Below are 23103 nucleotides of genomic sequence, written 5' to 3'. Positions count from 1 at the left end.
ACCGGCCATCATCGACCGTATTGTCTGCCCCGCAGGCCACCGCAGTGGCCGACGTCGCTCGGACGGTTCCGGGCGCTTACGTACCTCGAGGCAACAATGGCAGACCAAGGTTCGCCGCGCCGCTTTGCGCGCATAGATCGACTCCCCCCCTATGTTTTCAATATCACTGCCGAGCTGAAGATGGCTGCGCGTCGGCGCGGCGAAGACATCATCGACTTGAGCATGGGTAACCCCGACGGCCCTACTCCACCGCACATCGTGGAAAAACTGGTCACCGTCGCCCAGCGTGAAGACACCCACGGCTACTCCACCTCCAAAGGCATTCCGCGCCTGCGCCGCGCCATTTCGCGCTGGTACAAGGACCGTTATGAAGTGGACATCGACCCCGAATCGGAAGCCATTGTCACCATCGGTTCCAAAGAGGGCCTGGCGCACTTGATGCTGGCCACCCTGGACCAGGGCGATACCGTGCTGGTGCCCAACCCAAGCTACCCGATCCACATCTACGGTGCCGTGATTGCCGGCGCCCAGGTGCGCTCGGTGCCGCTGGTGCCCGGCGTGGATTTCTTCGCCGAACTGGAACGCGCGATTCGCGGCTCGATCCCCAAGCCGAAAATGATGATCCTGGGCTTTCCGTCCAACCCCACCGCGCAGTGCGTGGAGCTGGACTTCTTCGAACGCGTGATCGCCCTGGCCAAGCAGTACGACGTGCTGGTCATCCATGACCTGGCGTATGCCGACATCGTCTACGACGGCTGGAAAGCCCCGTCGATCATGCAGGTGCCGGGCGCCAAGGACATTGCGGTGGAGTTCTTCACCCTGTCCAAGAGCTACAACATGGCCGGCTGGCGCATTGGTTTCATGGTGGGTAACCCGGAACTGGTCAGCGCCCTGGCGCGTATCAAGAGCTACCACGACTACGGCACCTTCACCCCGCTGCAAGTGGCGGCGATTGCCGCGCTCGAAGGGGACCAGCAGTGCGTGAAGGATATTGCCGAGCAGTACCGCCAACGCCGCAATGTGCTGGTCAAGGGCCTGCATGAGCTGGGTTGGATGGTGGAAAACCCGAAGGCATCGATGTACGTGTGGGCCAAGATTCCCGAGGCGTATGCCGCCATGGGCTCGCTGGAATTTGCCAAGAAACTGCTGCTGGAGGCGAAGGTATGCGTGTCGCCGGGGATCGGCTTTGGTGAGTATGGGGATGATCACGTGCGCTTTGCACTGATCGAGAACCAAGACCGGATTCGCCAGGCCGTGCGCGGGATTCGCGGGATGTTCAGGGCGGATGGGCTAGCCCCGAAAACCGGCGCCTGACTCGGTCAAAATGTGGGAGGGGGCAAGTCGAATCGTCCCACCGCCCCTCCCACATGTGCATTCGGTTTAACCCCAAGTTCTGGGGTTTAGACCACCAGCGACAACAGCATGATGAAGATCAACGCCACCACCGACAGGATGGTTTCCATCGCCGTCCAGGTCTTGAACGTTTCAGCCACGGTCATATTGAAGTACTGCTTCACCAGCCAGAACCCCGCATCGTTGACGTGAGACAAGATCAACGAACCCGCCCCCGTCGCCAACACCAGCAGCTCACGGTTGACCCCTGGGATCATCCCGACCACCGGCACCACGATCCCGGCGCCAGTAATCGTCGCCACGGTTGCCGAACCGGTTGCCACGCGAATCACCGCCGCCACCAGCCACGCCAGCAGAATCGGATTGATCTGCGCAGTCACCGCCATATGGCCGATCACGTCACCCACGCCGCTGGTGACCAGCATCTGCTTGAAACCACCACCGGCACCGATGATCAGGATGATCGCGGCGGTCGGAGCCAGGCTGGCGTCGAGCAGCTTGAGGATCTGCTTGGAACCGATGCCCTGGCGATGGCCGAAGGTGTACAGCGACAGCAGCAACGCCAGCAACAACGCCGTGATCGGGTGGCCGATCATGTCCATCCAGTTGCGAATGGCATGGCCATCCGGCAGGGCGATGTCAGCGAAGGTTTTGAGCAGCATCAGGAACACCGGCAGCAGCACGGTGATCAGCGTGACGCTGAAGCTGGGCAGCGACTTGTTGTCCGTCTCGCGGGCCAGTTGGTCGACCAACTCCTGGGACGGGTTGCCGGGGATGTACTTGGCGATGAACGTACCGAAGATCGGGCCGGCAATAATGGCCGTCGGCAATGCGACGATCAGGCCGTAGAGGATGGTCTTGCCGATGTCCGCGCCAAACACGCCGATGGCCAGCAACGGACCCGGGTGCGGTGGTACCAGGCCGTGCACCGCCGAGAGGCCGGCGAGCAACGGGATGCCGATCTTGATCAGTGAGACGCCGGTACGCCGGGCGACGATAAACACCAGCGGGATCAGCAACACAAAACCGATCTCGAAGAACAGCGGGATGCCCACCAGGAACGCGGCGAACATCATGGCCCACTGCACCTTCGCCTTGCCGAAGGCACGGATCAGGGTCTGGGCGATCTGATCGGCGCCACCGGATTCGGCCATCATCTTGCCGAGCATGGTGCCCAGCGCGAGGATGATGCCGACAAAGCCGAGCACCCCGCCGAAGCCGTCCTGGAACGCCTTGATGATCTTGTCCACGGGCATGCCCGAGGTCAGGCCGAGGAAACCTGCGGCGATGATCAACGCGATAAAGGGGTGAACTTTGAACCGGGTGATCAAGACGATCAGTCCGATAATGGTGACCACTGCATCTAGCAGCAGGTAGGACTCGTGGGACATGCCAAACATGGGGGGTCTCTCCTGTTTGTTGTTGTTATTAAAGCGGGTGTTGAATTTCCTGCCGGGGATAGCGCTATCTTTTCCGGCAAAAAATTAATGAGTAGGTTCAAAGCCGTGTTGCAGCCACCAGGCATGGGTCTGCCGGGCCAGGGCCTCGACGCTGTCTTCACTGGCGTTGAGCGCCAGGGTCAGCGGTTCGCCCTTCGGCGACTCAAGGGTGGCGAACTGGCTGTCGATCAGGCTGGCCGGCATGAAATGCCCGGGGCGATGGGACACACGGTCGGCGGCCACGGCCCGGGTCAGTTCCAGGAACACAAAACCCAGGCCCGGCGCGGCTTCACGCAGGTGGTCGCGGTATTTCTTTTTAAGCGCCGAACAGGTGAGCACGGGATGCTCGCCGGCCTTGAGTGCGCGGCGCAGTTCATCGCAGAGGATGTCGAGCCAACCGGCACGGTCGTCGTCGTTGAGAGGGTGGCCGGCGCTCATCTTTTCGATGTTGGCGGCAGGGTGAAAGCTGTCGCCTTCAATGGCGGTGGCGCCGTTCAGGCGGCACAGGGCCTCGCTGACGCTGGACTTGCCACAGCCGGAAACACCCATGATGACCAGGGCGGTAACAGGTTGACTCATGAAACACCTCAGGACGCAGATAGCGCTACCTTTGCACGCTGTAAGGCTAGTGCAAAAACAGGCTTTTCCCGCGCCGTCTTGTCTTTTTTTATGGAGTGACGCGTGCATCCTCTCCAGCGATTTGAACGGGATCAGGCAACCCTTCGTTCAAGCATTTGCAGCCTTTTGGAGACAGCGCTACCTTAGTGCCTCGATTTTTGTTTGGCAAGCCGCCTGATGACCTCCAAGAACGATAAAAAAATGCGTACCACGGGTCGCCCGACCCTCAATGAAGTCGCCCGCCTGGCCGGCGTCAGCCCGATTACCGCCTCGCGCGCGCTGCGCGGCATCAGCACCGTGGCCACTGAACTGGTGGAAAAAGTGCAACACGCCGCCAGTGAACTCAATTACGTCGTCAACCCCGCCGCCCGCGCCCTGGCCTCGGCGCAAAGCCATTCGGTGGTGGTGCTGGTGCCGTCGCTGTCCAACCTGTTGTTTATCGAAACCCTCGAAGCCATCCACCAGGTACTGCGGCCCAAGGGCTTTGAAGTACTGATCGGCAACTCCCATTACTCGCGCGATGAAGAAGAAAACCTGCTGCGCAACTACATGGCCTACCAGCCACGGGGTTTGCTGCTGACCGGCTTTGATCGGACTGAAAGCGCGCGACGAATGGTCGAGTCCAGCCAGGTGCCTTGCGTCTACATGATGGACCTGGACCCGCACGCCGGCGTGAACTGCGTGGGGTTTTCACAGTTGGCGGCCGGTGAAACGGCGGCCGCGCATTTGCTCTCCCGCGGGCGCAAGCGCCTGGCCTACATCGGCGCGCAGCTGGACCAACGCACGTTACTGCGCGGCGAAGGCTTCCGCCGCGCACTGCAACAGGCAGGCCTGTACGACCCGGCGCTGGAGCTGCTGACACCACGCCCCTCCTCCGTGGGCCTGGGCGGCGAGCTGTTCTTGCAGATGCTGGCAAGCCATCCCGATGTGGACGCGATCTTCTTCGGCAACGACGACCTGGCCCAGGGCGCACTGCTGGAGGCCCTGCGCCACAACATCAAGGTACCGGAGCGCGTGGCGGTGCTGGGCTTCAACGACTTGCCGGCATCGTCCTTCATGGTGCCGCGCCTGAGCAGCATCAGCACCCCGCGTGAGGCGATCGGGCGACGTGCAGCGGAGCATTTGTTGAGCATCATGGCGGGTAACAAGATCGCCAAGCCGGTGGTGGATATGGGGTTTGAATTGCAGGTGCGGGAAAGCACGTAGGACGCCTGTAGGACACGGCCGACATTGCGCCAGGCGCCTTGCCCGGCTGCCTACGCTTAGGTCAGAATCCGCCGGCTTGTGCGCCTGGAAGGGGGTCTCTAAGGTTTGCCGGTCGCTGAATTTCTCGGTGACCGGGTTTAGTAGCCCATGTTCGGACTTCTCAGTGCACAAGCCTCAGCGAAATGTTTGATGGCGGCTGTGCGTAGGGCACCCTTGGGTGCGCCGGCTTTGGAGTCCACCGGTCTACTAACCTGCGTACAGCTGCCACCCTCGTTTAGTAGCGAAGAGGCGGTGGCCAATTCCTGGACTATCCAATGATCAAAGAAATCGATACGCCGCCAACCACCCTCTTCACCCTCATCCCCGATGTCCCCACCGAAACCCTGCTGATCAACAGCTACGAAACCGTGTGCTCCGTCAGCACCTTGCTGCTTGACCTGTCCGATGACCTTGAAGGCAAACACCGCGATGTCGCCCTGGCCATCCACCAGCTCAGCGAACTGAGTGTGTTGCTGGTGGGCAAAGCCATGGACCAGCACACGCCCCGCTACTGACACGCCCTCTGCAGGAACGAGCTTGTGTGGCGAGGGAGCTTGCTCCCGCTGGAGTGCGAAGCACTCCCAGACCGGTTGACGAAGTGTATCTGACACATATCGATCGCACGGTTTGGGGCCGCTTCGCAGCCCAGCGGGAGCAAGCTCCCTCGCCACGACAAGCTCGCTCTACAGGGTATTGCTTACAAATTGTTTCGTCGTGCTAGATTGGCCTCTCTCCACTGCAAGGGAAGCACCATGGGACACTCACTGAAAATCCTCGGCCGCACGTCCTCCATCAACGTACGCAAAGTACTGTGGACCTGCCAGGAACTGGGCATCGACTATGTGCGCGAGGACTGGGGCATTGGCTTCAAGCCCACTCAAGCCGCCGAGTTCCTCGCCCTCAACCCCAATGCCCAGGTGCCGGTGCTGATCGATGACCACGGCGTGCTGTGGGAATCCAACACCATCTGCCGCTACCTCGTCGGCCTGTACCAACGCCATGACTTGCTGCCCGCCGAACCCGCCCCCCGCGCCAGGGTGGAGCAATGGATGGATTGGCAAGCCACCGAACTCAACCCCTCCTGGGGTTATGCGTTCCATGCCCTGGTGCGCAAGAACCCGGATTACCAAGACCCGCAACGCCTCAGCGCCGGCGTGCAGGCCTGGAATGAAAAAATGGGGCTGCTGGAACAGCAACTGGCCAAAACCGGTGCCTACGTCGCCGGTGATGAATTCACCCTGGCCGATATCCTCGTCGGCCTCTCGGTGCATCGCTGGTGGAATGCGCCGCTGGAGCATCCGCCCTACCCTGCGGTCGCGGCCTACTACCAGCGGCTCAGCCAGCGCCCAGGCTTCCAGGCCTATGCGCTCGACGGTCACAACTGATCAATCACGCCATGACGTTCGGAACCACGCCCATGCATTCACCTTCCGCCACCGACGGTATCGACCCGATCCGCGCCGCCCACATCAGCGCGCGCATCGACCGCCTGCCTGCCGTGGCCAGCGTCTGGCGCCTGGTGGCGTTGCTGTCGATCGGTGGTTTTTTCGAGCTGTATGATTTGTTCCAGACCGCCTACATCAGCCCCGGCCTGATCAAGGACGGCCTGTTTGCCACCGGCAGCGGCGGCGTGTTCGGGTTCTCCGACCAGGCCGCGTTCGCCTCGGCGACCTTCCTCGGCCTGTTCCTCGGCGCCAGCCTGCTCAGCCCCATCGCAGACCGCTTCGGGCGACGGGCGATCTTCACCTTTGCATTGATCTGGTACACCGTCGCCACCGTGTTGATGGGCATCCAGACCTCGGCGCTGGGCATCATCTGCATGCGCTTTCTGGTGGGCATTGGCCTGGGCATCGAGCTGGTGACCATCGACGCCTACCTCTCGGAACTGGTGCCCAAACGCATGCGCAGTTCGGCGTTTGCCTTCGCGTTTTTTATCCAGTTTCTGTCGGTGCCGGCGGTGGCATTGATGTCGTGGTGGCTGGTGCCCCAGGCGCCGTTCGGGGTGGCCGGTTGGCGCTGGGTGGTGCTGTCGAGCGCGGTGTTTGCACTGTTTATCTGGTGGTTGCGTAAACGCTTGCCGGAATCACCCCGCTGGCTCGCCCAGAAAGGTCGATTCGAACAAGCCGATGCAATCATGGACAGCCTGGAGGCACGCTGCCGGAAAGACCACGGCAAACCGCTGGACCCACCCGAGCCCGAGGCGGTCAGCGTGCAAGGCAGCGGCCGTTTTGCCGATATCTGGCAACCGCCCTACCGCCGCCGCGCCTTGATGCTGATCGTGTTCCATGTGTTCCAGGCCATCGGCTTTTTCGGTTTCGGCAACTGGTTGCCGGCGCTGCTTTCGGGCCAGGGCGTCAGCGTGACCCACAGCCTGATGTACGCCTTCATCATCACCCTCGCCTACCCGCTGGGGCCTTTGCTGTTCGTGAAGTTTGCCAACCGGTTTGAAAACAAATGGCAGATCGTCGGCTCGGCCCTGGGCGCGATGCTCTTCGGCAGCCTGTTCGCCCTGCAGACCACGGCGGTGGGGCTGGTGCTCTGCGGGGTGATGATCACCTTCTGCAATGCGTGGCTGAGCTTCAGCTATCACTCGTATCAAAGCGAGCTGTTCCCCACCAACATCCGTGCGCGCGCCGTGGGGTTCTGCTACTCCTTCAGCCGCTTGTCCACGGTGTTCAGCAGCCTGCTGATCGGGTTTATCCTCGAACACCTGGGCACACCAGGGGTGCTTGCGTTCATTGCCGGCAGCATGCTGATCGTGATGCTCACCATCGGTGGGTTCGGGCCGCGTACGCGTAACCTGGCGTTGGAGAATATTGCTCACTGATCAGCGGGTTGAACGCTGCGAGCGATAGCGCACACGATACGAACCTTTGATCGTCTGAGCGGGTTGACTGCCCGACTGAACGATTGAAGAACCCTCAAAATCGGCATGCAGAGCATCCGCTTCGGCGACTAAACGCATCTGCCCTTCGTAATGGGTAGTTTTTATTCCACCAGGAATCTCGTGAGAGAACATTAACCCGGCCTGTCCCTCTTTTTCGGGATTCTCGACCAGCGTGTAAAATTTTGTCGGCTCGAACTCAAATGTGCTGAATACAGTCAGAGTCGGCAGCCCCTCCTTTGTAGTCCCCATGATTTGGTAGTAGCGGCCCGAATAGAAGTGTATCGCCTCCTCAGTGTGAAAGGCTTTGGGTTCGCCCGAAAATTGAGCCTTCACATAGACGCTACCAATAGGGCCTCGTTTATCAGTCATTTCATTTCTCCTGGTTCCGGATTAACCACACAGCTGATTCAACGGCAAGTCGAAGCGGTTGAATACTGTGAAATCCCACAGAGAAACGTTTCAGCCAGACAGTCCCCGGCCATTGCCAGTCTGCGGCAACGAATGACCGCTGAACGGACGAAGATTGCCTCTTGGATAAGGCTACGCCCCCATAAAACCGGGCCCATCGCCCCCGGCACACTATTTGCTCCAGCTGTGCCACCGAACATTTGCACAGGTGAGCGATCATGCTGGTTAACAACAACGCCCAAGCCGTATCGACGATCCAACACATCAAGCGCCCCGACATGGACCCCGCCAACGCGGCCGCCAGCACGCTGTACAGCGGCGCCCTGCAGGCGGCGCAGCAAAGCGTGACGGTGCCGGCCGCGCAGAAGGACCTGGACAAGGCCAATGACCGTATCGATGAAGCCTTCGCCAAGACCCGCGTACAACTGCAGGCCAGCACGGCAGCGACGAGCGCGACCTCTGACGTGCCGGCCACCGGGTCGACCGGCAAGACCGCCCGCGAAGATTTCACCGACTACATGAGCAAATCGCCGGCCGAACGCATTCGCGAACAGCTCCTCAAGGAGCAGGGTTTGACCGAAGAGGATGTGCAGAAGCTGCCACAGGAAAAGCAGGACGCGATTTCCAAGGAAGTGGCTGAGCGCATCAAGCAACAGCAGGATCAGCAGGTAGCGGCGAAAACCGCCGACCCACAGGTGCAGGCGGTGAAAGAAACCCTGGCGGCGATCTAAGCCGCAAATCGTTGCTCGCGAAAAACCTCAACGATAACGCGGGCTTGCTGGATTTCAGGACGCGGTTCAGTTAACCAGCATGTTCAACAAAGCCTGCGCAGCAGCACCCGGCTCCCGGTTCGGCGGCCCCACCAGGCAGAACTCACGCTGTACCGGGGCCTTGAGCGGCATCACGCGCAACCCCTGGCGTTGAGCCGGCAGGGTCATTTCCGGGACCAGCGTGACACCAATCCCTTCGCGGACCAGGCTGAAGGCGCTGCTCCATTCGCGCACTTCCACGCGGGCATCGCGTAACGCCAACCCGGCCTCGGCGCTCAGGCTGCCGGCGTTGACGGTGCAGCCGCCGGTGGCGAGTACAAAGGGTTGTTCCAGCAATTCCTCCAATGTCACCACCGCTCCGGCCGGGCGCTGGGCCAGTGCATGCTGCGCGGGCACCACCGCTGTCCAATGGTCGCGCCCCAACACCGTGGCCTTGCGCTCGGGCTTGGGGTTGAGCACCACGCCCAAGTCGATCAGCCCGGCGTCAAGCAAGGTATTGACCTCGTCATCCGTGACTTCCAGGGTGGTGACCTCGATGCCGGGATACAGCTGCTTGAAACGCTGCAACAACGGGCTGAGAAAGGTCTGCAGCACGATGGGGAAACTGGCAATGCGCAGTGTCCCACGCAACATGGGCCGGGCTTCATCGACGGTGCTGCGAATCGCCTGCAGCGCGCCCATCATGACTCTCGCCTGTTCGATCACACTCAGCCCCAGTGCGGTGGGCAGCGTCTTGCGTGGCTCACGGGTAAACAGTTGCGCGCCCAGCGTCGCCTCCATCCCGGCCATGGCCTGGCTGGCGGCGGACTGAGTCATGCCCACGCATTCGGCAGCGGCAGTGATGCTGCCATGGTCGGCGACAGCGACCAGCAAGCGCCAGTGCATCAGGTTCATCATGACAGTAGCTGTCCTTATGGCAGGGCTCTGAAGGTTTAATTTTACGCACGGTGCCATGCCCGTGAAACTGGCGCAAATCCCACGGAGCTGTCCCCGATGAAACTGTATTACGCCCCCAACGCCTGCTCACTCGCCCCGCATATCATATTGCGCGAATTGGCCCTGCCGTTCGAGTTGGTGCAGGTCGACAACAGGGCCAAGATCACTGCCGACGGCGAGGACTTCCTGCAGATCAACCCCAAGGGCTACGTGGCTGCGCTGCAACTGGAGAACGGCCAGGTACTGACCGAAGCCAGCGCGATCCTGCAATACCTGGCCGACCTGAAACCCACGGCCGGCCTGGCTCCCGCCAATGGCAGCTGGGAACGCGTGCGTTTGCAGGAATGGCTGAACTTTACCGCCAGCGAAATTCATGGCGGGCTGGGCGTGTTCTTCAACAGCGCCATCCCGGATGACGTGAAGGCGCTGTTCAAGGCCACGCTGCTCAAGCGCCTTGCGATTCTGGTGCACACCCTGGCGCGTCAGGATTACCTGCTGGGCACCCGATTCTCGGTCGCCGATGCCTACCTGTTCGTGGTGCTGCGTTGGGCGGCCTTTCACACTATCGAGCTGGACCCGGTATTGCAGGCGTTCATGCAGCGCGTGGGTCAGCGCCCGGCGGTCGTTGCCGCACTGGCAATCGAAAATCCATAAGTCGAAATGAAGGCACTCAACACCCGCACATCTGCCGAGCCTGGGCGATCCTGGTCCAGATGGGCCACCTGGCTGCGCACGGTGTCATGGATCTGCCGAGTGCCCTGCCCCAGCCGCAATTCGCCGCGCAGATCCACCGCCTGCGCGGCAACGATCAGTTCGATACTGGCCAGCCACAACACCCGCTCCGTCAACTGGCGGGTCTTGTCCACGACGGCCAGGGCCTGCCCTGCGTAGTCCTCGACGCGATCCGCCACCGGCACAGTCACTGCCGGCAGCGGGTTGGCCAAATGCCCGATCTGCGCCACCAATGCCGAACTGGTGCGCTGCAACGCCGCCATACCGACATGCCCCGGTCGAGCGATCAAGAATCGCGGCAGATCGCTGGAGGCAGGCGACAGCAATTTGGCAATGCGCTCAGCGCTGCACGCCGCCGCTCGATTCAGGGCCAGGCCCAGGCTTTCGGCGGCCAACGCCAGGTGGGTGCTGTCGAAGTTCGCGGTGGCCAATACCAGCGCCTCTTCGCTGATCAACGCCGGATTGTCGGCACCGCTGCGCAGTTCCAGTTCAATCAGTTCATGCAAGGGGTGCAACGCCTGCTGCGCCGCCCCTTGTACCACCGTGGCACAGCGAAAGCTCAAGGGGTCTTGCAGGCGGCGCGGACTGTCCGCCAACTCACCGCCCGCCAGCAGTTGCAACAAGGCCGCCGACTGCTCGGTTTGCCCCGGTGCCGGCCGCAGGCGCGAGGCCCACGGCTGGAAGGGGCTGAGGTTGGCCCGGTAGCCTTCGCAGGACAACGCCAACGCGGCCAGCAAAGCCTCTAACGCCCGCTGCGCCTGCGCCACCAGTAACGCGCCCAAGCCGACACTGGCGGCATTGGCGGAGACCAGCGCCAAACCATCTTTACCGGTCAGGGGCACCGACAGCGCCAGGCTCAGGTGCGCCAGCGGCGCCAGGTCGCTCTCGCCCAGCGAGCCGATCAACGGCACATCCGGCTCGACACCGCTATTGAGCAACGCCAGTAAAGCCTGCGCCGCGCCCGGCGAAATGCCTGAACGCCCCTGGGCCAACCCGGCCAGACGCGCCGCCATCATTGCACGCAATTCCTGGCGATTGGCAAGGCGCCCTAACCCCACCGCCCGTCCCAACGGAATGTTCGCCTGCACGGGGGCGACCAACGTATCCACCGCTGCGCCAAGGCCGGTGTTCACCCCATAAATCGGCGTGCCTTCAGCCGCCAGTTTCACCAGCAGGCGGTGGCCTTCATCGATACGTTGACGGGCCTGCGCGGTGAAATCCGCCGCTGCATCCTCGCGGGCAATCGCCAGCAAATCCGCGAGTGCCAGACCTTGAGGGCCGAGATGAATCATGCCCAACGCAACCGCTGGCCAATCCCCAACTGCCTGGCTTTTTCCAACAGCGCATGGCCCAGCGCGATATCACTGAGGCTCAGGCCACGGTGCCAGAACAGGATGGTTTCCTCGGGCGTTTCCCGGCCGTTTTTCAAGCCGGCCACGATCTGCCCCAGTTCGGCATAGAGGGTCTGGGCGCTGAGTTTGCCGGCATCCACATGGGCACGCAGCGAACCAAACAGGCCGCCCTTACACTGGCCCCAATCGTCCACCACCAGCTTGCTCATGATGTCGGTGAGCGACAGTTCCACCGCGCTCATGGTGCCGTAGGGCACCACAAACGCGCCGGGCCTGATCCAGTCGGTGCGCAGCAACGGTTCGGGCTGATCCAGGCGTGACGCCTCGACCACAATATCGGCGCCACGCACGGTGGTTTCCCAATCCTCGGTGACGATCACCGATTTACCCAGGTCCTGGCGCAGGCGTTCGGCAAAGGCTTCGCGGCTTTCACTGCGCCGCGAATGCACGCGGATTTCGTCGAAGTCGAACAGGTGGTCGAGCAGGCGCACATTCCAATATGCGGTGCCACGCGCACCGATGTGCGCCAACACTTTGCTGTCGGGTCGGGCCAGGTACTTGGCGCCGATGGCAGTGATGGCGCCGGTACGCATGTCGGTGATCGCCGAGGCATCGAGGATCGCCTTGGGAATCCCGGTAGCCGGGTCCAGCAGGTTGAGGATCGCCAGTTCAGAGGGCAGCCCCTTGCGATAGTTGTCGACAAAGTCCCCCACCACTTTGACGCCCGCGTAGCCGATATCGCCGCCCAGTACACCGCGCAATACGTTGAAGTGGCCGTTGATCTCGCCGCCGGGAATCAGGTGGGTACGTGGCTCAATCACCGCTTCGCCGCGGCCCTGGATCGCCAGGCTGGCTTCAATGGCGGTAAGGATTTCATCGTTGGTCAGGCCCAGTTCGTCGATATCGAGGCCGTTGAGAAAATCAATGTAGATCGGTTGCATGATCAGGGCGCCTTGAACACGGCTTGCTGCACATCGACCTTCTTCGGGATCAGGCCGTTGGCAAGGAACAGGTCGGCAGTGCGTTGCTGGTTGCCGATGTCGACGGCTTGCAGCGGACGAATCGGCGCGGACGAGCGGTGTTCGAAGTAGCTTTTGACCACCGCCGGTTGCAGGCCCAAGGTCTTGGCCATCAACGCGATACTCTGCTCGGGCTGGTCGAGGGACAGGCGCTGCGCCTTGGCCAGCGTCTTGATGATCGCCCCGATGGACTGCGGGTACTGCCTGGCAAACGGGCTACTGACCACGAAGAAACTGCCCGCAGGATTGAGGCCCTGACCGTCACCCAGCACGCGGGCGCTGCCGTCGATTACCGCAGCGGAATAGTACGGGTCCCACACCACCCACGCGTCGACCTTGCCCTGCTCGAACGCAGCACGCCCGTCCGATGGCGACAGGTACACCACATTCACATCCTTCCACTGCAAACCCGCACGCAACAGGCTTTTGAGGAACAGGTTGTGAGCGCTGGAGCCCTTGAGCAGCGCCACACGCTTGCCCTTGAGCTGCGCCACGCTCTGCACGCTGCTGGCTTTGGGCACCAGCACCGCTTCGGTCTTGCCCTCGTTGGGCTCTACCGCAAAGTACTGCAAGTCGATGCCGGCCGCCTGGGCGAAGATCGGCGGGATGTCGCCAATGTTTCCGATGTCCAGGCTGCCGCCGTTCAGCGCTTCGATCAAGGGAGGGCCGCCGAGGAATTCAATCCACTGCACCTGGGTGCCGGGCAACGCTTCTTCGAAGAGTTTGTGTTCGCGGGCCAGCACCATGCTCACCGAGCTTTTCTGGTAACCGATGCGCAAGGTGGCGGGATCGGCCGCCGACACCTGGCCGGCCAGCAGGGAAAGAACCACCGCCGTGAAGACTTTAAGCATTAGAGTGCCTCCTTGATTTTGGTCGCCACAGCCGCCGGAACCCATGGCTGCCAGACCTGCGGATGGTCTTTGAGGAACGCCTCAGCCACCTGGCGTGGCGGTGTGCGTTTCTCGCTCATTTCGCCGAGCACACTGTTGAGCAGGTCAATCGGCAGGTCGACCTTTTCAAACACGCTGACCAATTGCGGGTACTGCGCCTTGAACGGTGCCGAAACGCCGATTGCCAGGCGAGCCGGCATCGAGCGGGTGCCGATGGGGTTGGGGTTTTTCGCGTCGGACAGGGTTTTCCAGGCCTCGGCGTTGAAGGGCGGCTCTTCCAGCTTGACCAGCTTGAAACGGCCCAGCAGCGGCGTGGGCGACCAGTAATAGAACAACACCGGCTTGCCACGACGGATCGATGACGCGACTTCGGCATCCAGCGCCGCACCGGAGCCGGTGCGGAAGTTGACGAAGCTGTCGGTGAGCTTGTAGGCCTTGAGCTTCTGGCTGTTGACGATCTCCGAGGTCCAGCCGGTGGGGCTGTTGAGGAATCGCCCACGGCTTGGGTCTTCGGGGTCGCGGAACACGTCCTTGTAACGCGGCAGGTCGGCCACCGATTTCAGGTCCGGCGCCAGGGGTTTGATGCCCCGCTCGGCATCGCCCTTGATCACGAACTCCGGTACCCACCAGCCTTCGGTGGCGCCTTTTACGGTGTCGCCGAGGCCGAATACTTTGCCTTCGCTTTCTGCCTTGACCCACGCCGGGCTGCGCCCGGCCCACTCTTCGCCGATCACCTGGATATCATCCTTGGCCAGGGCGGCTTCCAGGCTGACGGTGCTGCCCGGCAAGGTGTCGGTGGGCAAGCCGTAGCCTTTCTCGACGATCAGGCGCAGCACCTCGGTGATCAGGCTGCCGCTTTCCCAGGTGATGTCACCGAAGTGAATGGGTTTGACAGCCTCGGCGGCCATGGCCGGCTGCGATAAAACGGCCAGTGCCAGCAGCGAACCACCGAGCAGCGTTTTAAGTCTTTTCATGCACAACCTCGTGATGAATCATTTTTCAGAACACAGAGAACCCAATGTGGGATTGGGGATCGGTTAAAAGTCATAACTGAGCCGCGTGTAGTAGAACGCCCCTTCCGGCGCCGATGGCGACAGGTAGCTGTATTGCTGGCCAGGGGTCTGGCGCAGGCGGGTGTTGAAGTCATCGGGTTTGCTGTCGAACAGGTTGTTGGCGCCGACAGACACACGCAGTTGCTTGGTGAAGGCGTAGTTCACGTCCAGGTCTGTGTTCCATTGCGCAGCGAAGGTCTGGTCGTATTGAGCGTTGGCTTCGCTGGCGGCGTATTTGCGGTACTCGCCGTAGCGGGTTTCGCTGAGGGCGATGGTCCACGCGCCGATGCGGTGAGTCGCGCCCAGCACCCACTTGTCTTGCGGGTAGCCGTGCTCCAGGAAACCACGGGCTTCACGGGTGAGAACGTCGAAACCGTTGGGGTTCTCGTGGACCTTCTCGATCGTGGTGCGTGACTGGGTGTAACCGGCCGACAGGCTCAGCGCGCCGTATTGCGCCAGGTCCAGGTTGTACTTGCCGACGATGTCCACACCGCGCGTGCGCGTGTTGGCCGCGTTGGTCATGAACTGCGCCCAGGTGTATTGGCCAAAGCCGGCCTGTTGCAGAATCTGCTCGGCCCGTGGGCCGGAAATCCCCCCGCTGTAGAGCAGACGGTCACGAATCGAGATCTGATAGGCGTCGATGGTCAGCGAGGCTTGTTCGATCGGACGCAGCACCAGGCCCAAGGAGTAGTTGGTGGACTTTTCGGGCTTGAGCGGCTCGGCGCCCAGGGCACGGGCGGCCGGGTTGTCGGCGGGCAGCATGCGCGTGAGGACCGGGTTGCCGTTGATGTCGACGTTGGTGGTGGTGGTCCACGAGGTGCCGATCTGGCCCAGGGTCGGTGCGCGGAACGAGTTGTTCACCGTGGCGCGCAAGCCCACTTGCGGGGTGAAGTCATAACGCGCCGAAAGTTTGCCGGTGGTGGCCGAGCCGAAGTCCGAGTAGTGCTCGGTACGCCCGGCGATGCCTACCTGGAATTTGTCGGTGAGCTGATGCTCAAGACCGAAATACACGCCGCCCACATCACGCTTGTAGGTGCCGGCGTCGTCCGGTGTCAGGCCAGAGGCTTGTACCGCCCCCACCTGCACGCCGTTGATGCCACCAAACGAGTAGGACTCATAGTCGCCCTCCTCCAGACGATATTGCTCATGACGGTAGGCAATACCTGCCGAGACTGTCAGAGGATGGCTCGACCAATTGACGTCCAGATCCTTGGCGTAATCCAGGCCGATATTGGTCTGGTCATTGACCAGCGTGGCCACGTCGAATTTGGTCGGGCTGTTCAGACCATAGCTGGGGTTGACGGTGTTGAAGGCCAATTCATCGTGTTTGTCGCGACCGTAGGTGGCACTGAGATCGAAGCGACCCAGGGTCTCGTCCTCAAAGCGGGTACCGACGGTGACTGCGCCGTCTTCGTAGCGATAGCGGTACTTGGGAATGGTGCCGTTGGGGTAGATGCCCGGCACGTTGTTCGGGTTATTGGCCAGCAATGGCGGCGTGTTGTTCACCGACTTGTCCTGGCCGAAAGTGGCGAAGCTGTAGAGGCGCCACTGGTCGTTCAGGCCAATCTCGGCGTTGGCCGCCAGGTTGAATTTATCGCGCCCGGCGCCGCCCCAGCGGGGGTCTTGCACCTGGCCGTTGGCGACATACTGATCGCCAATGTCGGTGGGTTTGTTGTTAAGGGTGTTGAAACTCAAGGTCAGGAAACCATCCCCCGGCAAGCCCAGGCCGTACCAGCCGTCCGTGCTTTTGCTGAAACCGTCGCCCTGCGCATATTTGCCCAGCTGGGTGTTCACCTGGCCGCCGCTGTCACGTTCCTTGAGCACGATGTTGATCACGCCGGCCACCGCATCCGAACCATATTGAGCCGAGGCGCCATCACGCAGCACTTCGACATGGTCGATGCTGCTGATAGGGATCATGTCCAAGTCCACCGGCTGCGCGCCAATGAATGGCACGCCACCGGAGATGTTCACCACCGCCGAGGCATGCCGGCGCTTGCCGTTGATCAGCACCAACGTCTGGTCCGGCGCCAGGCCACGCAAGGACGCACCCTTGGGGTTCTGCCCACGGGTGGCGCTCTGGTTCTGCGGGAAGTTGAACGACGGCAGCAGTTGAAAGAGTGCCTGGTTGAGGCTGATGGCGCCGGTCTGCTTGAGTTCTTCGGCGTTGATCACGTCCACCGGGGCCGCGCTGGTGAGTGCGGTGGCGTCACTGCGGCGGGTGCCGATGGCGACCACGCGGTCCAGGGTCGGCGCTTGCGCTGCAGTGGTTTGCGCCTTGGCATTGCTGGTGGCGTTTTTGCTCGCGCCTTCCTTGATGATGAACGCACCATCCGGGCTGACCTGGACTTGCAGGCCGGTGCCCTTGAGCGCGGCGTCCACCGCCTGTTGCGCCGACAGCGAACCGTCCACGCGGGCCGAAGAATAGTTGCCCAGTTGCGGCGTGAACGAGATCACCTGGCCGCTTTGGCGGCTGATGTTGAGCAGCACTTCATCCAGCGGGCCAGGTGCGATGTGGTAGACCTGACGCGCCTCTTCGGCGCTGGCGGTAAACGAGAGAAACAGACTGGCCAATGGCACCAGGGCAAAGGTTCTAAGCGGCACACGGTTGAACTGACTCACTTTGGCTCCCCCCAAGGAAACGCGAGAACGCTGCTCCCCGCAGCGCTTACGCCAGTGATGTGCAACGGCGTGGGGAAACCTTGCAGATCGTTTGGTTATGTCTTTAGAACCCACACTGGATCCTGAAGCGCAGACACAACCCCTGTGGGAGGGGGCTTGCTCCCGATTGCGGAGTGTCAGCCAATGCACTTGGCACTGATACACCGTTATCGGGAGCAAGCCCCCTCCCACATCAGCGCCATCACGCAGCACTGACGGTCACCCACAAACCGGTGCGGCGGGTGATATGGATCGGCAAGGTCTGCGCCAGGGTGTCGAGTATTTGCTGGGGGTTGTCCAGACGGTACAGGCCACTGACACGTAGACCCGCCACGGCGGGATCCAGGCGCAGCACGCCGTTGTGATAGGGGCGCAGTGCGTCGATGACGTCGGCCAGCGGGCGGTCACGCACTTGCAGGAAGCCATCGACCCAGGCGGTGGCTCCGGTGGAACTGGCCTGCACCGGTCCGAAGCCTGCGCGGTCGTAGCGCACCTCATGGCCGGCAGCGAGTTGCAGGCGCTCACCGTTCTGGCCGTCGATTTGCACCACACCGTTCAGGGCGACGACTTGGCCCTGCCCTTCGCGCTCGCGCACCAGAAAGCGGTTGCCGTGGGCGCGCAGACGCGCCTGGTCGGTGTAGATCAGAAAGGGCCGAATGCGGTCGCTGGCGACCTTGGCCAGTAACTCGCCTTCGCGCAGGCGCACAAGCCGCCGTTGCGGGTCGAACTGGATATCCGCCGTACTTTGCGCGTTGAGCAATAACTCGCTGCCATCCTCCAGCGTCACCGCGCGGCGCTCGCCGGTGCCGGTGCGGATATCCGCCGTGAGTTCCATCAACGGCAAGCCCAGCGGCTTGGCCAACCACGCAGCGCCGAGCGCGACACCGCCGCCTGCCAGCGCAACCTGCAACACCTGGCGACGGCTGGACGGTGCCTCCAACGCCTGCTGCAACACCTGGCCACTCACCCCCTGCGCCAGGGGCACCTGGAATACGCCAAGGCGTGCTTCCAACTGTTTACACAGTGCGTCGTGGCGCGGGTCGGCGGCACGCCATTGTGCGTAGCGCTGCCAGTCGCCCGCCGTAGCCTGGCCGGAACGCAGCAGCACGTGCCAGCGTGCGGCGCTGTCGATCAGTTCGTCGTTCATTCCAGGCACAGCCGCAGGCAACGGTTGAAGGCACGGGTCATGTAGTCGCTGACCGAGCGCTGGGAAATCCCCAGCTCGGCGGCGATTTCCGGGTAGGTCAGGCCATTGAGCTGGGACAGCAGGAAGGTCGCCTTGACCTTGGCCGGCAAGCCGTCGAGCAACTGGTCAATGGCTTGCAGCGCCTCAAGCATTTGCGCGAGCTCTTGTGCAGACGGTGCAGTTGAAGCTTCGTCGTTATCAAGTGCACTGAGGTAGGCACGCTCCAGATCACGGCGGCGCCACAATTGGTACACCAGGCGCTGGGCAATGGTGGTGAGCAAGGCGCGAGGCTGGCGGATGGGTACCACACCCGGTGCACTCAGGAGCTGGACAAAAGTATCCGCGGCGATGTCTTCGGCATGTGCGCGGGAATCGAGGTGACGGTGCAAGCGGCCGCACAGCCAGGCGTAATGACTGCGGAATAACCCGCCCACGTAATCGCTGTGAGAAGTGTCGGCGCCGGACATAGTGGCTCCATCTGAGTAGGTTGCACGTTATGTCCGGTGTTCCGGTGAAACGATCCTAGCAAGGCTGCTTATTCTTTAATAATACTTAAAAAGTATTTTTATATAACCTTATCTTAGATTCGCATAGCCACTGGCAATGGCCTGTCGCTGGTAGTCCAGCAGCACCCTGTAGTCGTCCTCGCTGGCCGCAAGTACTTCCTGCACGCCCAGGATTTCAGCGACCTGCGGCAAATCTTCCAGCGCTTGATTCATCGCCAGGCGTATTGCCGTGACCTGTGCATCCTGCAAGCCCCGCGCGCCGATATAGGGCAGGGTCGGGCTCGGCGCGCTGTGCGCGACGATACGTAGCCCTGCCACTTCCTGCGGGGAGAATCGAGCCAGGTAGTCGTAGGTGACACTGTCGATGGCGGCAAGGTCGGCGCGGTCTTCCCGCAGCCAGCGCAGGCTCTCGCGGTGGGCACCACTCATGTCGACAGTGGCGAAGAAACGCCCATCGCGTTGCAACGGTGCCAGGCGCTCACGCAGCAGGTTCATGCCGCTGTTGGAGTCATGGCCGTTGATCACGCCACGGCTGTTGTAGAAATCCGCCAGGGTGTGGCGAGGGTTATCATCGCGGGTCAGCAGCAGGCTGCAATGTTCGCCGCCACTGCTGTGGGGCAGCTCATAGCGGGGGCGGCCGATCACTCGGACCTGGCCACGCAGTTGGGTCATCAACGGATAGCCGCAGGTTTGCGCCATCAGCAACTGGGGTGCGAGCCATACGCCAGGCAAGTCAAGGTGGTCGGCGTTGAGACGACGCAGCGCCAGGTGCTCGAAAATCCGCGTCAGCCACTGGTCATTGGCCTGCTGGATCGCCTCGGGCGCGACATACATCCGCAGCTCGGCATAGTGCTCACTCATCGTCATCTCTCACGCAAAAGGGTGCCGGGGGCTATCGATGGCCCTGAGGCCATGGCGGCTGATCAACTCGCCGTAGCCTTGCACCAGGAAACCACCGCTGCGGGCCACCCATTGATCACGCCGCGCACGGTAGACCGTGGGCAGCAAGTACCAGGGCAGTTTCGGCAAGTCGTGATGCACCAGGTGCAGGTTGTTGTTGAGGAACAGCCAGGTCCACGGCCAGGACGCTTCGTTGAGGACGGTGCGCTGCTCCGGTTGCGGATGCGGGCGGTGTTCATAGTAGGAACGGATCGAGGCCAGGGACAAGGCCGGCACACTGACCAGCAGCAGGTAGTGCCACACCGACAGCGCGCTGTAGTGGGCGATAAAACTCAGCATCAGCACGGTAACGCCGCCGTGGGCCAGCCACATGGGCCAGACCTGGGGCAGGCGTTGGAACTCGTGACGGGCCAGCCGGCCAATCGCCAAGGGCGCCGCCAGCAGAAAGCGGCCGAGCACGGTCTTGGTCAGCCAATGCACGCCACGTTCCAATAGCACACTGTTTTCCCATTGCCGCTGGGTGAGGTAGCGGCTTTCCGGGTCGATGCCGGGCAAGGTCAGGTCTTCATCGTTGTGGTGCAGCAGATGGCTGTCGCGATACAGCGTATAGGGATACCACACGGCAAACGGCGCGTAGCCGAGAATCTTATTGAACAGCGGCGATCGGGTGGGGTGGCCATGAAGCAGTTCATGTTGCACCGATAGCCACAGCGTCACGAGCGGAATCAGCAACAGCGTACTCAACCACCGGCCCAGCCAGTGGCTGCCGAACATCACAGCGAACCATCCAGCGTACACGCCGATCAACAACAGCCAGGTCGGCCATTCGGTTCTGACGGTGAAGGTGTTGGCCAGGGCTTCGATTTCCCGGCGTTGGGTCGGATCAAGGTAATGGGCCATAGGCAGCTCGGAGCAGGTGTTTCCTGCTCTGTGCAATGAGCCGCAAAAATCTTGCAGATCATTGGGTGCTGAGCTTAGAAGCAAACGCATCAAGCGCTACAATCGCCGCCCTCGCCCTCTCACTGGTTTGAACATGCTTATCCAATTGCTCGCAGAACCCCTGTGGCCGCTGCTGAACAAGTTTTATCGCAGCCACAATTCGTCGATGAAGGCGCTCAAGGGCGGGCGTCTATGGGTGGCGCGGGACAGCGAAATCGTTGCCGGTTTATGCCTGACGCCGGTGGTCGGCGGGCAGTGGTTGACCGGCGTGTTCGTAGACCCGGCGTATCGTGGCCAGGGGTTGGCCGCGAAACTGATTCTCGAAGCGGTGGCAGCGTGCGAAGGCAGCGTGTGGTTGCTGTGTCATCCGGACCTGGAAGGCCTGTACCAACGCATGGGTTTCACCCAGGACACACTGCTGCCGCAGTCCCTCAGCGAACGGCTGGTGCGCTACAAGCGCAACAAGCCGATGATCGCGATGGGCTTGGATCGTGGGTGATGCGTGATCCGTGCGTCCCCGGTCTTGTATCAGGCCGTCAGTCGTCGGCGGCTGGGTCCATATCGGGAAACATCACCTCGATAAAGCCGAATTTGCTGAAGTCGGTAATCCGCGACGGGTACAACCGGCCGATCAGGTGGTCGCATTCGTGCTGCACCACCCGCGCGTGGAACCCATCGGCAAACCGCACAATCGGCTCGCCCTTGGGGTCGAAACCTTCGTAGCGAATCTGTTGGTAACGGTTCACCGCGCCACGCAAGCCTGGCACCGACAGGCAGCCCTCGTAACCCTCTTCCAGCACCGGGCTGAGCGGCGTGATCAACGGGTTGATCAGGATGGTCTGCGGTACCGGCGGCGCGTCCGGGTAGCGTTCACTGGCCTCGAAACCAAAGATCACCAGTTGCAGGTCGACGCCAATCTGCGGCGCGGCCAGGCCGACACCGCCGACGTGTTCCATGGTCTGGAACATGTCGTCGATCAGTTGCCACAGCTCGGGGCTGTCGAACATTTCCGGTGGCACCGGTGGCGCGATACGCAGCAGGCGCTCGTCGCCCATTTTCAGGATTTCACGGATCATCGATCAGACTTCGTCGGTAGTGGGTTTGGAATGGTCCCGGCCCAGGCCTGAGACGTGGCGTTTTTCATCCGTGCCGGCGGGTTCGTCGAACTGCTTTTCGCCGGGGTCCTTGCCCTCGGCCGACATGTGCTCGATCACCGCATTCATCTCCGCCCCCAGCAACAGCACGGCGGCAGAAATGTAGAAGTACAGGAGCAGCACGATAATCGCACCGATACTGCCGTACATGGCGTTGTAGTCGGCGAAGGTTTTCACGTAATAGCCGAAGCCCAGGGAAGCGACGATCCACACCACCACGGCCAGCACCGAGCCCGGAGTGATGAAGCGGAATTTCTGCTGCACATCGGGCATCACGTAGTACATGAGGGCCACGGCGAACATCAGCAGGATCACGATCACCGGCCAACGCAGGATGGTCCACAGGGTGACCACGAACTCTTCCATGCCGATCTGCCCGGCGAGCCATTCCATCACTTGCGGGCCCAGTACCATCAACGCGGCAGCGGCGAGGAGCATGCCGGCGATACCGATGGTGTAGAAAACCGACAGGGGAAAACGCTTCCAGATCGGCCGGCCTTCAACAACATCGTAGGCGGCGTTCATCGCGCTCATCATCAGGCGCACACCGGCGGAGGCGGTCCACAAGGCGATCACGATACCCACCGAGAGCAAGCCACCCTTGGACTGCTGCAACTGGTCGATCACCGGGTTGACCTGCTCCAGCGCCTGCGGCGGCAACACCAGTTCCGACTGCAGGCGCAGCCAACTGAAAAAGTCCGGCAGGTGCAGGAAACCGATCAGGGCGATCAGGAACAGCAGGAAGGGGAACAACGAAAACAGCATCTGGTAGGCCAGTGCCGAGGCGTAGGTGGGCATTTCGTCATCGACGAATTCCGTGACGGTGCGCACCAGCACTTTGTGGAGCTTTAGACCGTTCAGTACCGGAAAAATCATAGCGTCTCCTTTCGCCGCAAAAGGTTGAGTTCGTGGGCGACTCAGGGGCCGTTTTCTACATCAAGGTAGCCCATTTGGCGACCTTGAAACAATTTCGAAACTTTAACCGCAGCACATGACACAAAAACGGCCATCCGTAGATGGCCGTCGAGCTGCGCAAAACCAGCCTGCGACTCAAGA

23 protein-coding genes are annotated in these 23103 nt (G+C 61.8%); 8 read left to right on the top strand and 15 right to left on the bottom strand.

The window, feature by feature from the left end; translation table 11 throughout:
* Window positions 1-96 precede the first annotated feature (96 nt).
* Window positions 97-1314 (top strand): alanine transaminase, encoded by a 1218-nt coding sequence (alaC, locus tag MJP36_RS08785; RefSeq protein WP_104994636.1) that lies wholly within the window; start codon window positions 97-99, stop codon window positions 1312-1314.
* Between the two features lie 86 nt (window positions 1315-1400).
* On the opposite strand, the gene MJP36_RS08780 is transcribed toward alaC, so the two are convergent.
* Together MJP36_RS08780 and MJP36_RS08775 are read right to left on the bottom strand one after the other, a co-directional pair.
* Window positions 1401-2753: a GntP family permease gene (locus MJP36_RS08780; RefSeq protein ID WP_060754087.1), complete on the bottom strand. Its 1353-nt coding sequence runs from the start codon at window positions 2751-2753 to the stop codon at window positions 1401-1403.
* An 84-nt stretch (window positions 2754-2837) separates the two neighbouring features.
* A complete protein-coding gene (locus tag MJP36_RS08775) occupies window positions 2838-3371 on the bottom strand; it encodes a gluconokinase (protein WP_060754088.1) in 534 nt (177 codons plus the stop codon).
* A 213-nt stretch (window positions 3372-3584) separates the two neighbouring features.
* Between MJP36_RS08775 and gntR the strand changes: the two genes are divergently transcribed.
* From gntR to MJP36_RS08755, 4 genes are all read left to right on the top strand, one after another.
* Entirely contained in the window at window positions 3585-4616 is a 1032-nt protein-coding gene (gntR, locus tag MJP36_RS08770; protein ID WP_199777943.1) for an HTH-type transcriptional regulator GntR, read from the top strand.
* A 314-nt stretch (window positions 4617-4930) separates the two neighbouring features.
* Window positions 4931-5170 (top strand): DUF6124 family protein, encoded by a 240-nt coding sequence (locus MJP36_RS08765; protein WP_060754090.1) that lies wholly within the window; start codon window positions 4931-4933, stop codon window positions 5168-5170.
* A gap of 237 nt (window positions 5171-5407) precedes the next feature.
* Complete coding sequence (locus tag MJP36_RS08760) at window positions 5408-6040, top strand: glutathione S-transferase family protein (RefSeq protein ID WP_244385191.1); 633 nt, start codon at window positions 5408-5410, stop codon at window positions 6038-6040.
* Window positions 6041-6072: 32 nt separating this feature from the next.
* Entirely contained in the window at window positions 6073-7482 is a 1410-nt protein-coding gene (locus MJP36_RS08755) for an MFS transporter (RefSeq protein ID WP_060754092.1), read from the top strand.
* Here MJP36_RS08755 and MJP36_RS08750 read toward each other — a convergent pair whose 3' ends face one another.
* Window positions 7483-7911, bottom strand: coding sequence for a hypothetical protein (locus MJP36_RS08750; protein WP_104994640.1), 429 nt, complete (start codon window positions 7909-7911; stop codon window positions 7483-7485).
* 257 nt (window positions 7912-8168) lie between these two features.
* Here MJP36_RS08750 and MJP36_RS08745 point away from each other — a divergent pair, with 257 nt between their 5' ends.
* Window positions 8169-8681: a hypothetical protein gene (locus MJP36_RS08745; protein ID WP_104994641.1), complete on the top strand. Its 513-nt coding sequence runs from the start codon at window positions 8169-8171 to the stop codon at window positions 8679-8681.
* A 66-nt stretch (window positions 8682-8747) separates the two neighbouring features.
* On the opposite strand, the gene MJP36_RS08740 is transcribed toward MJP36_RS08745, so the two are convergent.
* A complete protein-coding gene (locus MJP36_RS08740; RefSeq protein WP_244385190.1) occupies window positions 8748-9617 on the bottom strand; it encodes a LysR family transcriptional regulator in 870 nt (289 codons plus the stop codon).
* 96 nt (window positions 9618-9713) lie between these two features.
* On the opposite strand from MJP36_RS08740, the gene gstA reads away from it, so the two are divergent.
* On the top strand, window positions 9714-10310 hold the full coding sequence (gene gstA / locus MJP36_RS08735) for a glutathione transferase GstA (RefSeq protein ID WP_244385189.1): 597 nt from the start codon (window positions 9714-9716) through the stop codon (window positions 10308-10310).
* On the opposite strand, the gene MJP36_RS08730 is transcribed toward gstA, so the two are convergent.
* The 9 genes from MJP36_RS08730 to MJP36_RS08690 all read right to left on the bottom strand — a co-directional run bounded on the left by MJP36_RS08730 (window position 10265) and on the right by MJP36_RS08690 (window position 20854).
* Complete coding sequence (locus tag MJP36_RS08730) at window positions 10265-11680, bottom strand: aromatic amino acid lyase (protein WP_244385188.1); 1416 nt, start codon at window positions 11678-11680, stop codon at window positions 10265-10267. The genes gstA and MJP36_RS08730 overlap by 46 nt on opposite strands.
* Window positions 11677-12681 carry an ornithine cyclodeaminase family protein gene (locus MJP36_RS08725; RefSeq protein WP_244385187.1) on the bottom strand — a complete coding sequence of 335 codons (1005 nt, stop codon included), beginning with the start codon at window positions 12679-12681 and terminating at the stop codon, window positions 11677-11679. Before MJP36_RS08725 ends, MJP36_RS08730 begins: the two co-directional genes overlap by 4 nt.
* 2 nt (window positions 12682-12683) lie before the next feature.
* Window positions 12684-13610 (bottom strand): aliphatic sulfonate ABC transporter substrate-binding protein, encoded by a 927-nt coding sequence (locus tag MJP36_RS08720; RefSeq protein WP_060754097.1) that lies wholly within the window; start codon window positions 13608-13610, stop codon window positions 12684-12686.
* A complete protein-coding gene (locus MJP36_RS08715) occupies window positions 13610-14623 on the bottom strand; it encodes an ABC transporter substrate-binding protein (protein ID WP_060754098.1) in 1014 nt (337 codons plus the stop codon). Before MJP36_RS08715 ends, MJP36_RS08720 begins: the two co-directional genes overlap by 1 nt.
* A gap of 63 nt (window positions 14624-14686) precedes the next feature.
* Window positions 14687-17323: a TonB-dependent receptor gene (locus MJP36_RS08710; RefSeq protein WP_198760684.1), complete on the bottom strand. Its 2637-nt coding sequence runs from the start codon at window positions 17321-17323 to the stop codon at window positions 14687-14689.
* A 241-nt stretch (window positions 17324-17564) separates the two neighbouring features.
* On the bottom strand, window positions 17565-18509 hold the full coding sequence (locus tag MJP36_RS08705) for a FecR domain-containing protein (RefSeq protein WP_244385186.1): 945 nt from the start codon (window positions 18507-18509) through the stop codon (window positions 17565-17567).
* Window positions 18506-19015 carry a sigma-70 family RNA polymerase sigma factor gene (locus MJP36_RS08700; RefSeq protein ID WP_060754101.1) on the bottom strand — a complete coding sequence of 170 codons (510 nt, stop codon included), beginning with the start codon at window positions 19013-19015 and terminating at the stop codon, window positions 18506-18508. Before MJP36_RS08700 ends, MJP36_RS08705 begins: the two co-directional genes overlap by 4 nt.
* Before the next feature lie 108 nt (window positions 19016-19123).
* A complete protein-coding gene (locus MJP36_RS08695; RefSeq protein ID WP_060754102.1) occupies window positions 19124-19915 on the bottom strand; it encodes a phosphate/phosphite/phosphonate ABC transporter substrate-binding protein in 792 nt (263 codons plus the stop codon).
* A gap of 9 nt (window positions 19916-19924) precedes the next feature.
* Window positions 19925-20854, bottom strand: a complete 930-nt coding sequence (locus MJP36_RS08690; RefSeq protein ID WP_244385185.1) for a fatty acid desaturase — start codon at window positions 20852-20854, stop codon at window positions 19925-19927.
* Between the two features lie 133 nt (window positions 20855-20987).
* Here MJP36_RS08690 and MJP36_RS08685 point away from each other — a divergent pair, with 133 nt between their 5' ends.
* Window positions 20988-21392: a GNAT family N-acetyltransferase gene (locus MJP36_RS08685; RefSeq protein ID WP_060754104.1), complete on the top strand. Its 405-nt coding sequence runs from the start codon at window positions 20988-20990 to the stop codon at window positions 21390-21392.
* Between the two features lie 37 nt (window positions 21393-21429).
* Here MJP36_RS08685 and def read toward each other — a convergent pair whose 3' ends face one another.
* A complete protein-coding gene (gene def, locus MJP36_RS08680) occupies window positions 21430-21969 on the bottom strand; it encodes a peptide deformylase (RefSeq protein WP_060754105.1) in 540 nt (179 codons plus the stop codon).
* A gap of 3 nt (window positions 21970-21972) precedes the next feature.
* Complete coding sequence (locus MJP36_RS08675; RefSeq protein WP_060754106.1) at window positions 21973-22923, bottom strand: YihY/virulence factor BrkB family protein; 951 nt, start codon at window positions 22921-22923, stop codon at window positions 21973-21975.
* Window positions 22924-23103 lie beyond the last annotated feature (180 nt).

It is taken from the genome of Pseudomonas palleroniana (assembly GCF_022836895.1).
Classification (GTDB): domain Bacteria; phylum Pseudomonadota; class Gammaproteobacteria; order Pseudomonadales; family Pseudomonadaceae; genus Aquipseudomonas; species Aquipseudomonas palleroniana.
Note: the sequence above shows the minus strand (reverse complement) of the source record. Positions and strands in the feature narration are given on the sequence as shown.